This window comes from Mesorhizobium sp. BHscii (assembly GCF_053848065.1).
Map to the genome: position 1 here is coordinate 89,022 of NZ_JBSPKW010000024.1, position 10,266 is coordinate 99,287.

Here is a 10,266-nt window from a genome sequence, read left to right on the forward strand (position 1 = left end):
GTCTGTCGAATTCGGCACCGGCGTATCGCGTTGCAGAAATGGCTTCAAGCGGAGATTGCGAGCCGCAAGGATGCAAATCGGTTGAAGGAACCTCACTTCCTTCAACCGCAGGGGGGAGAAGGAAGAGGCTCCTCTCTCACTGACCAAGCAGCGACTGTGAGGTTGGAGATAGGCGCAGCGTTTCCGTCGGTCTGGCCAGGCTCGACAGCAATGCCTGCCAGGCCGGCGCAGCGGCAAGCGCGGCTTCAACGCCATCGTGGACGTCCGCGCTGTCGAAGGCGGTGACGCTGATGAAGACGTTTTCGCCTGATCGCACCGGCAGGCGGGGAAAGCTGTTTTCGGCATGTTCGGTGACAAACGCAGCAAGTGGCCGTGCGCCAAATTCCGCCAGCGTGGGGATGGCGTCGGTTTCGAAGCGGCTGGCGAAATCGGCCTCGGCGCCGGGCCGCAGATGATGAATCTTGATGACAACACTATCCGACAAGCGATTGTCTCCGGTTGGCTTTTCGTAAGCCGGCACGGCTGTCCGTTGTGAGCCTGTCAGCTGGAAACCCGCGCCCGGCCATGCCGGTTTCAGCAACAGCACGTCGTCGGAGGAAATCATCGTGGCGTTGGCGGCATCGCGCCAGGCCGCCCATACGGGTCCCTCGTAGAAAGCGGTCAGCGCATTTTTCCGCGCTTCCATACCCTCGAAGCCGCGCAGCCAGACGAACATGTCAGGCCGGTCGAGATCGCGGAACTGACCGATGATCGTCATCCCCGCCGCTTCCTGACCCTCGATCAGGTGACCGTCGAAGATGTCGATCAGCGTGTCGCGCCGGCCAGGTTTCAGTGTGTATTGCCTGAGCTCGACGACCGGCGAGGCGTTGAGGCTGGATTTCGACGGGGCATTCGGGGGCAGGCTCATCGCACAATCTCCAAAACAGGGTGTTCATCCTGTTTTATAAACAGACCGGTTGTCCTGTTTTGTCAATCTGCTATCGTATGGAAATGTCAGCAGAGATGATCGCTCGCCTGAAGATGCGGCCCGGGAAACGCACCAACGACCCGGACGGCCTGCGCAAACGCGTGCTCGATGTCGCCGAAGCCTCCTTTCAGGCGCGCGGCTACCACGCTTCCAGCCTCGGCGACCTGATGGCGGCGGCGGGCGTCACCGGCGGCGCGCTGCATCATCATTTCCCGACCAAGAAGGCGCTGGCGCTGGCGGTGATCGAGGAGCGGGTCTCCGCGGCCGTCGAAGAAACATGGATCGCGCCGGTGCAGGCGGCAGGCTCGGCGCGCGAGGGCGTGCGCAGCGTGTTCGAGGCCGTGGCGGCGGAACTGGAGCAACAGGGTTTCGTGCGCGGTTGCCCGCTCAACAATCTGGCGCATGAACTGTCGCTGGCCGATGCGGATTTTCGCGCTGCCCTTGCCGGCATCTTTTCGGCATGGCGCCAGGCAATCGCCGACAAGGTTCGGGCCGACCAGCAGGCGGGCAGGGAGCAGGACACCGATCCGCAGCGCTTCGCCGCGCTTGCGGTCGCGACCTATTCCGGCGCCATGTCGATGGCCAAGACGACGCAGGATTCTGGTGTGCTGCGCGATTGCCTGAACGCGCTGGAGCAGGGCGCTTCCCCAGTTTCGTCATCCAAGGGCGGAGCAGGAGCGAAGCGACGTCGCAGGGTGCTGCGGCAGTACAAAGCCTTTTAATGCCGGAGCGCCAGTCGCCCTCTGCCCTGCCGGGACTTAATTTGGCAGCGGTTTGATCACCTCGTAGCCGACCACGCTTTCGCCGCTGGTGCCCTCGTCATAGCGCCTGGCCAGAACGGCCTGCAGGTCGGGCGCGTACAGCGCGGTGAATTCATCCTGTGTCTTGCCGGCCTCGTTCTTGATCGTCTGCCTCACGGCGAGCACGTTGTATTTGCAGTCGCCCAGGCTGAAGGTCTCCTTGCCCTTGACGTTGATCTCGAGCGTCTCGGTGCCCTTCGGTTGTTTGTTTGCTGCGAGACGGACGAATATGGTCTTGCTCTTCGCCCCGGCCTTGAGCGGAAACAGCTTTCTGAGATCGGAAAACGGGATCATGGCAAGCTGACCGGTCTCGCTGTCGCGAAACACCTCGATCAGGCCGCCGAACAGAAACTGCGTCTGCGGCGATTGGGATTGGTATTCGTTGGCAACCGACACCATTCCAGCCGCCGCCGGTCGAAACTCGCTGTGGATGCCGGGCCTTTCGAGAATGAAGCCGGCCTTGGCGGCTTTGGCGTCGATGCACTCGGCACCATGAGCGGCGCTCGCCAGGATGGTGAGTGCCGTGCCGATGGATATAGTCTTCATAGCGTCCTCGTCTGCCCGGCAAGTTGAGTCCTGACACTGAAGGAATGCCAGACCTGCGGCACCGTGTCGACATACCGTTCGAGCCAACTAGACGAAGAGGCGCCGGCTGTGCTGAATCTCGCGTCATGAACCGCATCTCGGCAAGATCAGTCTCCCGGCGCAGCTTCCTGGCACAGGCAGCAGCGTTTGCTGCAGCCGGCGCTCTTGTGCGACCGGCGCTCGGAGGGACCGGGCAGGGCATTCCGCCTGTCGACGCCACCTTCCTGTTCGTCGCCGATGTCCATGCCTGCCGCATGGCCAGCGGGCTGAGCCCCAATTGTCAGCAGGAAGGCAAGACCGACGCCGCCTTGCTGCGCAGTGTCGCCGCGTTGAACGCCATCGGCGAGAAGGACTGGCCGGCCGAAATCAACGGCATAGCCACCGGCCTGCGCTCAGCCGGCAGCCGCATCGGCACGCCGCTCGGCCTCGTCGTCGGCGGCGACATGACCGATGACGGCGGCGGCCAGGTCACCCAACCCAGCGAAGGCACGCAACTGCTCCAGTTCAGCCAGCGTTACCAGCAGGGCGTCGGTCCCGATCGCGTGCATATGCCGGTCTATGTCGGGCTCGGCAACCATGATCTCGACCAGAACGGCCCGCCGCAGCACGTCGACTGGTACCGCCGCGAAATGCGCGATTATGTCGAGGTCAACCATCGTGCCGGCGTGTTCTTCAAGCCGCCGGTGCCGGCCACCAGTTACGATGTCGACACCGACTGCTACTCATGGGACTGGGGCGGCCTGCATCTCGTCCAGACGCACCGTTTTGCCGGCGACGCCGGCCAAGGCGCGGTATCCAGCCTACCATGGCTGGAGCAGGATCTGGCGACCTATGCAGCGGATCGCCGCCCCGTCATCCTGTACCAGCACTATGGCTGGGATGTTTTTTCGACCGAACGGTGGAATGCCGCCAAAGGAACCTTCGACGATGACGGTACCGGTCCGCCGCATTGGTGGAGCGAGGCGGACCGGCAGGCGCTTCTGGCGGCGCTGAAGGGCTACAATGTCATCGGCATATTCCACGGCCACCAGCACGAGACACCAATGATCTACCGCCGCGACGGGCTCGACCTGTTCAAGCCGAAGGCCGCCTATATGGGCGGCTTCGCGCTGGCGCGAGTGACCAGCGACAGCATGGACGTTGTGCTTGGCGAAGCCACCGGCGACAACGGCGAGGTCGCTTTCACCAACGCTTTCTCCAAGCGTCTTAGTTTCTAGCCGGCGGCCGAGCCGCCTTTTTCTTCACCCGCCGGGCGATCTGGCGAAGGCAGGTCTGGAGACGCCGTTCGAGACGGCTCTGTGCCGACCGGGCCCGGCTGGCACATCACCAATCCTGCGAAAGCAGGCCTCGATCAGCGGCGCGCGTCAACAAAATCGTCATCAGGCCATCCGAACAGGAACGCTGAACACGAGTTGCAGTTGACAAGAGGAGAGGATCGGCATAATAGGTAACCAAATGGATACGTATTATGCCGCAGGCTGACCATGATCGTTCCGTTTTCCGGGCCATCGCCGACCCGACCCGACGCGCCATCCTCGACCGATTGCGCCTGGGGCCGGCGCCCGTCAACGAACTTGCCTCGGCCTTTTCGCAGAGCCGGCCGGCGATCTCCAAGCATCTGCGGGTCCTGCGTGAGCTGCGCGTCGTCTCCGAGCAGAAGATCGGCCGCGAGCGGCTCTACCGGTTGGAGCCGGCCGAGCTCAAGGACGTGGCCGACTGGATCTTGCCCTATCGCGATTTCTGGCAGGCGAGCCTCGGCAATCTGAAATCCTATCTGGAGAGCGAAAGATGACCAGCAACGACAGACCGCGCGCGATCGCAGACGTTTCGTCGGGCACCATCCTTGCCACTGTGACGATCGCAGTGCCGCCGGAGCGCGTGTTTCACGCACTGACCGCTGAAGACCAGATCCCGCTCTGGTGGGGTTCGGACGAACAGTACCGAACGACCAGACATATCGCAGACGTGCGGCCGGGCGGCGCTTGGCGTTCGGAAGGCAAGGGCGCCGACGGCGAGGAATTCCATGTCCAGGGTGAGTATCTGGAGGTCGACCCGCCGCACAGGCTGGTGATGACGTGGAAGGCGCCGTGGGCCGGCGACAATGTTACTACCGTCGTATACATGCTCGAAGCGGTCGAGGCAGGAACCCGGCTGACCCTGCGCCATCAAGGTTTTGGTGCGCGCAAGGAGTCGTGCCGCGCCCACGGCTCCGGCTGGGAGCACGTGCTCGGTTGGCTGGGCGATTTCCTCACCAGCGAGGGGCACGGCAAGCCACAGGCCGTGTTCCACTGCAGGCTCATACCGCCACGGTCCGATTTCGCCTTCACGATGACCGCTGCGGAAGAGGCACTGATGAAGCAGCATTCGGACTATCTGCACCGCAAACTCGCCGAGGGCAGGGTGCTTTTGTTCGGACCGGTCGCCGATCCAGCCGGGCCATGGGGCCTTGGCATCGTGCGGGCCGAAGACGAACAGGGCGCCAGGGAACTGACCGAAGCTGATCCCACGGTGCGCTCCGGGCTGGGCTTCCGCTACGAGATCCTGCCGTTGATCACCGCGGTGACGTGAGCGCGGTTCCTCCGACGCATACAAGAACGCCCCTCGTGCTTCTGCGCGGGGGGCGTCCTGTTGTCGTCAGCCTTTCTCAAGATCGCTCTTTCAAAATAACTTTCGACATATGCAAAATGCACGAGAGCCAAATCGGTTCCCGCATGTCGGTGTGATTTTGCAGTCGGGCTCCCGTCGATTCCGCGCAGACAGCGGCGCGAGATGTTACCGGGCGCCAAAAGCAAAAATTGACACGGTGGCAAAAGAAGTCTAAAAGCAATTCGTCGATATTTGTTTGACCGACTTTTGTTATCCGCGTGTCCAGGCGCGCCTTTGACGAACTTCCCCCATCAAAATCGAGACAAACGCTGTTGTGCATTCGCATGACGGCGAACGAATATTTGCCACGGAAAGGGTTCGTTATGAGCACAGGCACAGTTAAATGGTTCAACGCCACCAAGGGTTTTGGTTTTATTCAGCCTGACGACGGCTCGACCGACGTATTTGTCCACATCTCGGCCGTAGAACGCGCCGGAATGCGCGACATCGTCGAGGGCCAGAAGCTCGGCTACGAGATGGTCCGCGACAACAAGTCGGGCAAGATGTCCGCCGATCAGTTGAAGGCGGCCTAAAACGGAATTCAGCTTCGCCGGTGACCACGGATGTACTGGCACCGGTGAACGGCGAATTCCAGCGCATGACCCGGGAAATCAGTTTCCAGAAAGGATCATGCGCAGATGAAAAGTGTCGGCGGGTTCAACCGGACGCGCGGCGCTTCAGCGGGAGGTCAGGCAATGCCTGGCCTTTTGCATTTCGCGCTTCAAAAATTGGAAAAGAGCACCGCGCGTTCGCTTGAACGTGTTAAGGATGCTCAGCAATTTGAATCCGACTGCCGTATTGCTTTGTGCGTGGTCCTGGTCGAAAGACCGGTCTCGCCATTTTGCGGCATCATGCTCCGAACCGGGAGAAAGACCTTGACCGCTACTTCAAAGAAACCCCGCGACCAGGCCGAATCCATCTTCAGCAAGGCCCAGACCCAGTCCATGTCGCTCAACCGCATCATTTCCGAACAGGATGCTGTCAGCGAGGCCCGGGAAGCCAAGACCGCGCGGCTGCGCGAACTGCGCCTGGAAAAGGAAGCCGACGAGATGGCTGCGGCCGCCGCGCTCGCAGCCTCGCCGAAGCGCGTGGGCAAACGCTGATGGCCACCAAGCGCGTCCCGCAAAAGGCGATCGCCGCCGATTCGACCATCGCCGATGTCGTGGGAGAGCTCGACAAGCCGGTCGAATATGTCCGCCGGGTGCTCGAGAAGCTGGAGCGCTGCAAGCGCGCCCATGGCGATGCCCAGGTCAGGCTCGGCGTGCGTGGCCGCTCCGAATGCCCGAACTATCTGATCGAGTATGTCCGCGAAAATGCCAAGACCCACGAGCGCGTCACCCATCAGGATGCCGCCTATAGCGGCAGCACGCATCGCGAGCTGGCGCCCCGGCACATCGAGGAGACCAGGAACTGGTCGCCCGAGGAAATGAACATCACGGCGGTCTCGGCGCTGATCGGCCGCCTTCGCAACCCGAATGCGCCATCATCGCGTTTCTCCGACGAGGATTGATATGGCCATAAAATTTTCAGCCAAGGATCAGCCGGCGGCATCTGCTGTCACCGCAAGGCTGGCCAAGCCGGCCGCCGCGCCGAAAGCCGACGTTCCCGCCGAGGCCGCGACCGATCTGTTCACGTCGCCGGCAGAAGTGGCGTCGCGCAAGACCAAAAAGAAAAAATAGCGCCTTTGCCGCGAAACGCCGATCTGAATCCGGTTGCGTCAGGGCTGCTTGCCTTGGCGAGCGCTGGAGATTTTTCGCCTCTGGAGGAGCGCGCCGCCCCTCTCTTCGACTGCCAGAGCTGCGGCGCCTGCTGTTCCTATTCATCCGAATGGCCCCGCTTCTCGACCGAGGACGACGCGCAGCTCGACCTGATCCCGCGAGACTATGTGGCCGTCGACGAATCGGGCATGCGCTGTGACGGCATGCGTTGCTCGGCGCTTGCCGGCGAGGTCGGCAAGTCGACCGCCTGCGGCATCTACGAGGTCCGACCGGACGTCTGCCGCGCCTGCATGCCTGGTGGCGACGATTGCCTGATGGCGCGTCGCAGCAATGGCCTGCCGACGCTGTAGGGTCTTGCCTTTTTGGAAGCTTGAGTTCCTCGCCACCACTCTAGTGGGGGAGAGGTGGCCGAAGCGGTCGGTTCAGGAAACGCGACCCTTCGAACAAGGTGCTTGAGCGCAGGCTCGCGCTATTCCTCCCTCTCCGTCTCGGCTTCGCCGAGACACCTCTCCCCCATAAGGATGGGGGCGAGGAACCGCCAATCGCCACGGCTTGTGCACACTGATCTTGCTGGCTACCTTGCCGACGGGCAGGGCACAGGAGGATCATCCGTGAGCATCGAATTCTTGTTGACCTCGCTGATTGTCGTGGCTTCGCCCGGCACTGGCGTTCTCTATACCCTGAGCGCCGGGCTTTCGCGTGGCGCGCGCGCCAGCATCATCGCTGCTTTCGGCTGCACGCTCGGCATCATTCCGCATATGGCGGCCGCCATCACCGGTCTGGCGGCGCTGCTGCACACCAGCGCACTCGCCTTCGAGACGCTGAAATATCTGGGCGTCGCCTACCTGCTCTACATGGCGTGGAACACGCTGAAAGAGAGCGGCAGCTTGAGCGTCGGGCACGCTGCCGCGCCGCGCTCGGCCGGCAAGGTGATTACCTCAGGCATCCTCATCAATATCCTCAACCCGAAGCTGTCGATCTTCTTCTTCGCCTTCCTGCCGCAGTTCGTCAGCACCACCGAGCCGCATGCCCTGTCGAAGATGCTGGAGCTCAGCACCGTCTTCATGCTTTTGACCTTCGTCATCTTTGTCGGCTACGGCATCTTCGCCGCCTCGATCCGCAGCCATGTCGTGTCGCGGCCGATGGTGCTGACCTGGATGCGCCGCACCTTCGCCGGCGCCTTCGTCGCGCTCGGCGCAAAACTGGCGCTGACCGAGCGGTAGCACCCGTTGGCTATCCCTTGACGTATCCCATCGCCTCGACGATCTGCCCGTCCGCTACGCGCATCAGATTGACGCCGCGGATGGAGTTGCCGTCGGCACGCCAGTAACGCCAGCGGATTGTCGCCCGTTCACCGGCGACGAACGTCTCTTCAAGGTCGAAGCGCGTGCCGGGTTCGCTGGCGATCGCCGACCATAGGCCGACGCACGCCTCCCGCCCGGCATGGCGGGCGCCATTTGGCGCCGGCATGGTATTTTCGATGACGCAGTCCTCGGCCACCAGGCCCGGGAGTGCCGACGGATCATGATTTTGGAACACGTCGTTGAAGCGCCGCATGATCTCGGCCGTCCGTCTGGATTGGTCGTCTGGATGGACGAGCATGATGCTATTCTGTTCCATCTTGGCACCTCCTGATTTCATTTTCCGCAGCGGCGGCCGTTACGAGGTCGGCCTTGAGCCTGATATCCGCCACCCCGGCCAAAGCTCGGGAGACCAGGCATGTCGTCTTCGCGGATTGGGCAAGCCGCTGGAATTCCTCGGGCGCCAGCCCCGGGACTTCGGCTTCCGTTTCAAGCTCGATGCGGGTGATCGTCGGCCCGGCCGTGCTGGTGCCGAGATGCACCTTGGCAACGGTGTGGATCCGTACGGGGACATGGCCGCCGCTGCCTAGTATGGCGCTCAGCGCCATTGAAAAGCAGCCGGCATGCGCCGCCGCAATCAGTTCCTCCGGATTCGTGCCGGGACCGTTTTCGAAGCGCGACGGGAAGGAATAGGCGCCTTCGAACACGCCGCTGCCAAGCCGCAGGCGGCCCGAACCTTCTTTTAACGACCCCTGCCATTGGGCCTCTGCTTCACGGATGGTCATTTTATCGTTCTCCTCCTACACGAATGCCGTCGAGATATATAGACTGATCTACATATTATGTAAACCGATTGTCATATCTAGTGCAAGGTCTATAATGCTGACTCCTGACAGAGGTTGACATGGCCAACGATACCCGTACCCGCATGATCGAGGCGACGGCGCTGCTGCTGAGGCAGCGCGGCTATCACGGTACTTCGCTCAACGACATTTTGAGCGCCTCCGGTGCGCCACGAGGATCGCTCTATTTTCATTTTCCGGGCGGCAAGGACCAACTGGTCATCGAAGTGACGCGCGACAGCGTTGACAAGGTGACTCAAAGGCTTGGCGAAGAGCTGGCTGCCGAAAAAGATCCGGCGGTGGCCGTCCACCATATCTATCAGTCGGTCGCGCGCATGCTGGAGGACAACCAGTTCACGCTTGGCTGCCCAATCGCGCCCGTGGTGCTGGACTCGCCGACCGACGTGCCGGAGCTGGCCGAACTGTGCCGGTCGGCTTTCGAGCAATGGATAGGCTTGCTGCAGGCGGGCTTCGTCAGGGCAGGGGTGCCCGAGCGCCGCGCCCGCGCTCTGGCGCTGCTTGTCGAATCATCGCTGGAAGGGCTGATGGTGATCGCGCGCGCCACCCGCGACCGCGCCCCGGTGCTGGCGGTGGCTGATGAGGTCGCCGCGCTGATAGAAGGTGCCTTGCCTGCCAAAGAGGTCGCGGTAACGGCGGGCTGATATTTTATGGCCTTCATCGCATCGAAGCCGGCGCGGAGCCCTGCCGAAAACGCCGAAGGCCGAACAAGAGATGGCTCCAGCCCTGCGATCCATGCCGTAACTATTGCCAAAGCGTACAGCGGTACAGGAGGTCTCGCCCGCCGATCGCGGCTGCCACGGCGATTGAGGTGCGTAACAAATAAAAAGGGCGGCATCGCTGCCGCCCTTTCCGTATCTGAAGGCTGATGGGCTGGATTAGAAATCCATGCCGCCACTCAAGCCCGCTTGCGGGCTTGAGCATTATCAGTTCATGGGCGTGCTGATGGATTTCCTTAGAAATCCATGCCGCCACTCAAGCCCGCTTGCGGGCTTGAGCATTATCAGTTCATGGTCGTGCTGATGGATTTCCTTAGAAATCCATGCCGCCCATGCCGCCCATGCCGCCGCCGCCCATGCCGCCAGGCATGCCGCCGCCAGCCGACTCCTTCTTCGGAGCCTCGGCGATCATGGCTTCGGTGGTGACCAGCAGGCCGGCGACCGAGGCCGCATCCTGGAGAGCCGTGCGCACGACCTTGACCGGATCGACGATACCCATGGCGATCATGTCGCCATATTCGCCGGTCTGGGCGTTGAAGCCGAAGGTCGGGCCCTTGTTCTCGAGGATCTTGCCGGCAACGATCGATGCTTCCGCACCGGCGTTGGACGCGATCTGGCGAGCCGGAGCCTGCAGCGCGCGACGCACGATGCTGATGCCCGCGGTCTGGTC

16 protein-coding genes are annotated in these 10,266 nt (G+C 62.3%); 11 read left to right on the forward strand and 5 right to left on the reverse strand.

Annotated elements, in window-relative coordinates:
- Nucleotides 1–136: 136 nt before the first annotated feature.
- The gene (locus ACWTU7_RS26630) at nucleotides 137–907 is read right to left on the reverse strand and encodes an NIPSNAP family protein (protein ID WP_455841483.1); all 771 of its coding nucleotides are present in this window, start codon (nucleotides 905–907) and stop codon (nucleotides 137–139) included.
- Between the two features lie 95 nt (nucleotides 908–1,002).
- Here ACWTU7_RS26630 and ACWTU7_RS26635 point away from each other — a divergent pair, with 95 nt between their 5' ends.
- Nucleotides 1,003–1,689 carry a TetR/AcrR family transcriptional regulator gene (locus tag ACWTU7_RS26635; RefSeq protein ID WP_455841482.1) on the forward strand — a complete coding sequence of 229 codons (687 nt, stop codon included), beginning with the start codon at nucleotides 1,003–1,005 and terminating at the stop codon, nucleotides 1,687–1,689.
- Between the two features lie 36 nt (nucleotides 1,690–1,725).
- On the opposite strand, the gene ACWTU7_RS26640 is transcribed toward ACWTU7_RS26635, so the two are convergent.
- The gene (locus tag ACWTU7_RS26640) at nucleotides 1,726–2,313 is read right to left on the reverse strand and encodes a hypothetical protein (RefSeq protein WP_287340219.1); all 588 of its coding nucleotides are present in this window, start codon (nucleotides 2,311–2,313) and stop codon (nucleotides 1,726–1,728) included.
- Nucleotides 2,314–2,438: 125 nt separating this feature from the next.
- Here ACWTU7_RS26640 and ACWTU7_RS26645 point away from each other — a divergent pair, with 125 nt between their 5' ends.
- From ACWTU7_RS26645 to ACWTU7_RS26685, 9 genes are all read left to right on the forward strand, one after another.
- On the forward strand, nucleotides 2,439–3,569 hold the full coding sequence (locus ACWTU7_RS26645; protein ID WP_455841481.1) for a metallophosphoesterase: 1,131 nt from the start codon (nucleotides 2,439–2,441) through the stop codon (nucleotides 3,567–3,569).
- A gap of 251 nt (nucleotides 3,570–3,820) precedes the next feature.
- Nucleotides 3,821–4,144 (forward strand): ArsR/SmtB family transcription factor, encoded by a 324-nt coding sequence (locus ACWTU7_RS26650; RefSeq protein ID WP_455841480.1) that lies wholly within the window; start codon nucleotides 3,821–3,823, stop codon nucleotides 4,142–4,144.
- Complete coding sequence (locus ACWTU7_RS26655) at nucleotides 4,141–4,920, forward strand: SRPBCC domain-containing protein (RefSeq protein ID WP_455841479.1); 780 nt, start codon at nucleotides 4,141–4,143, stop codon at nucleotides 4,918–4,920. Before ACWTU7_RS26650 ends, ACWTU7_RS26655 begins: the two co-directional genes overlap by 4 nt.
- 401 nt (nucleotides 4,921–5,321) lie before the next feature.
- On the forward strand, nucleotides 5,322–5,531 hold the full coding sequence (locus ACWTU7_RS26660) for a cold-shock protein (protein ID WP_027055304.1): 210 nt from the start codon (nucleotides 5,322–5,324) through the stop codon (nucleotides 5,529–5,531).
- A gap of 342 nt (nucleotides 5,532–5,873) precedes the next feature.
- Nucleotides 5,874–6,101, forward strand: coding sequence for a hypothetical protein (locus tag ACWTU7_RS26665; protein WP_455841501.1), 228 nt, complete (start codon nucleotides 5,874–5,876; stop codon nucleotides 6,099–6,101).
- Nucleotides 6,101–6,508: a hypothetical protein gene (locus tag ACWTU7_RS26670; protein WP_455841478.1), complete on the forward strand. Its 408-nt coding sequence runs from the start codon at nucleotides 6,101–6,103 to the stop codon at nucleotides 6,506–6,508. The genes ACWTU7_RS26665 and ACWTU7_RS26670 overlap by 1 nt, the downstream gene beginning before the upstream one ends.
- Nucleotide 6,509: 1 nt before the next feature.
- Nucleotides 6,510–6,677: a hypothetical protein gene (locus ACWTU7_RS26675; RefSeq protein ID WP_455841477.1), complete on the forward strand. Its 168-nt coding sequence runs from the start codon at nucleotides 6,510–6,512 to the stop codon at nucleotides 6,675–6,677.
- 5 nt (nucleotides 6,678–6,682) lie between these two features.
- Nucleotides 6,683–7,066, forward strand: coding sequence for a YkgJ family cysteine cluster protein (locus ACWTU7_RS26680; RefSeq protein ID WP_455841476.1), 384 nt, complete (start codon nucleotides 6,683–6,685; stop codon nucleotides 7,064–7,066).
- Nucleotides 7,067–7,327: 261 nt separating this feature from the next.
- Complete coding sequence (locus tag ACWTU7_RS26685) at nucleotides 7,328–7,939, forward strand: LysE family translocator (RefSeq protein WP_455841475.1); 612 nt, start codon at nucleotides 7,328–7,330, stop codon at nucleotides 7,937–7,939.
- Between the two features lie 10 nt (nucleotides 7,940–7,949).
- Here the strand turns inward: ACWTU7_RS26685 and ACWTU7_RS26690 are convergent, their stop codons facing one another.
- On the reverse strand, nucleotides 7,950–8,336 hold the full coding sequence (locus ACWTU7_RS26690) for a nuclear transport factor 2 family protein (protein WP_065009021.1): 387 nt from the start codon (nucleotides 8,334–8,336) through the stop codon (nucleotides 7,950–7,952).
- Nucleotides 8,323–8,802: an OsmC family protein gene (locus tag ACWTU7_RS26695; protein WP_455841474.1), complete on the reverse strand. Its 480-nt coding sequence runs from the start codon at nucleotides 8,800–8,802 to the stop codon at nucleotides 8,323–8,325. Before ACWTU7_RS26695 ends, ACWTU7_RS26690 begins: the two co-directional genes overlap by 14 nt.
- 119 nt (nucleotides 8,803–8,921) lie before the next feature.
- Between ACWTU7_RS26695 and ACWTU7_RS26700 the strand changes: the two genes are divergently transcribed.
- On the forward strand, nucleotides 8,922–9,521 hold the full coding sequence (locus tag ACWTU7_RS26700; RefSeq protein ID WP_455841473.1) for a TetR/AcrR family transcriptional regulator: 600 nt from the start codon (nucleotides 8,922–8,924) through the stop codon (nucleotides 9,519–9,521).
- Nucleotides 9,522–9,909: 388 nt separating this feature from the next.
- On the opposite strand, the gene ACWTU7_RS26705 is transcribed toward ACWTU7_RS26700, so the two are convergent.
- Nucleotides 9,910–10,266: TCP-1/cpn60 chaperonin family protein (locus tag ACWTU7_RS26705; protein WP_455846555.1), on the reverse strand; the 357-nt coding region annotated here is incomplete at its 5' end.

What these genes read in the sequence shown, in the direction of transcription:
- ACWTU7_RS26660 (WP_027055304.1), top strand. Translation starts at nt 5,322, where the DNA reads ATGAGCACAGGCACAGTTAAATGGTTCAACGCCACCAAGGGTTTTGGT.
- ACWTU7_RS26695 (WP_455841474.1), bottom strand. Translation starts at nt 8,802, where the DNA reads ATGACCATCCGTGAAGCAGAGGCCCAATGGCAGGGGTCGTTAAAAGAA.
- ACWTU7_RS26690 (WP_065009021.1), bottom strand. Translation starts at nt 8,336, where the DNA reads ATGGAACAGAATAGCATCATGCTCGTCCATCCAGACGACCAATCCAGA.
- ACWTU7_RS26640 (WP_287340219.1), bottom strand. Translation starts at nt 2,313, where the DNA reads ATGAAGACTATATCCATCGGCACGGCACTCACCATCCTGGCGAGCGCC.
- ACWTU7_RS26635 (WP_455841482.1), top strand. Translation starts at nt 1,003, where the DNA reads ATGATCGCTCGCCTGAAGATGCGGCCCGGGAAACGCACCAACGACCCG.
- ACWTU7_RS26650 (WP_455841480.1), top strand. Translation starts at nt 3,821, where the DNA reads ATGCCGCAGGCTGACCATGATCGTTCCGTTTTCCGGGCCATCGCCGAC.
- ACWTU7_RS26675 (WP_455841477.1), top strand. Translation starts at nt 6,510, where the DNA reads ATGGCCATAAAATTTTCAGCCAAGGATCAGCCGGCGGCATCTGCTGTC.
- ACWTU7_RS26645 (WP_455841481.1), top strand. Translation starts at nt 2,439, where the DNA reads ATGAACCGCATCTCGGCAAGATCAGTCTCCCGGCGCAGCTTCCTGGCA.
- ACWTU7_RS26655 (WP_455841479.1), top strand. Translation starts at nt 4,141, where the DNA reads ATGACCAGCAACGACAGACCGCGCGCGATCGCAGACGTTTCGTCGGGC.
- ACWTU7_RS26670 (WP_455841478.1), top strand. Translation starts at nt 6,101, where the DNA reads ATGGCCACCAAGCGCGTCCCGCAAAAGGCGATCGCCGCCGATTCGACC.
- ACWTU7_RS26630 (WP_455841483.1), bottom strand. Translation starts at nt 907, where the DNA reads ATGAGCCTGCCCCCGAATGCCCCGTCGAAATCCAGCCTCAACGCCTCG.
- ACWTU7_RS26700 (WP_455841473.1), top strand. Translation starts at nt 8,922, where the DNA reads ATGGCCAACGATACCCGTACCCGCATGATCGAGGCGACGGCGCTGCTG.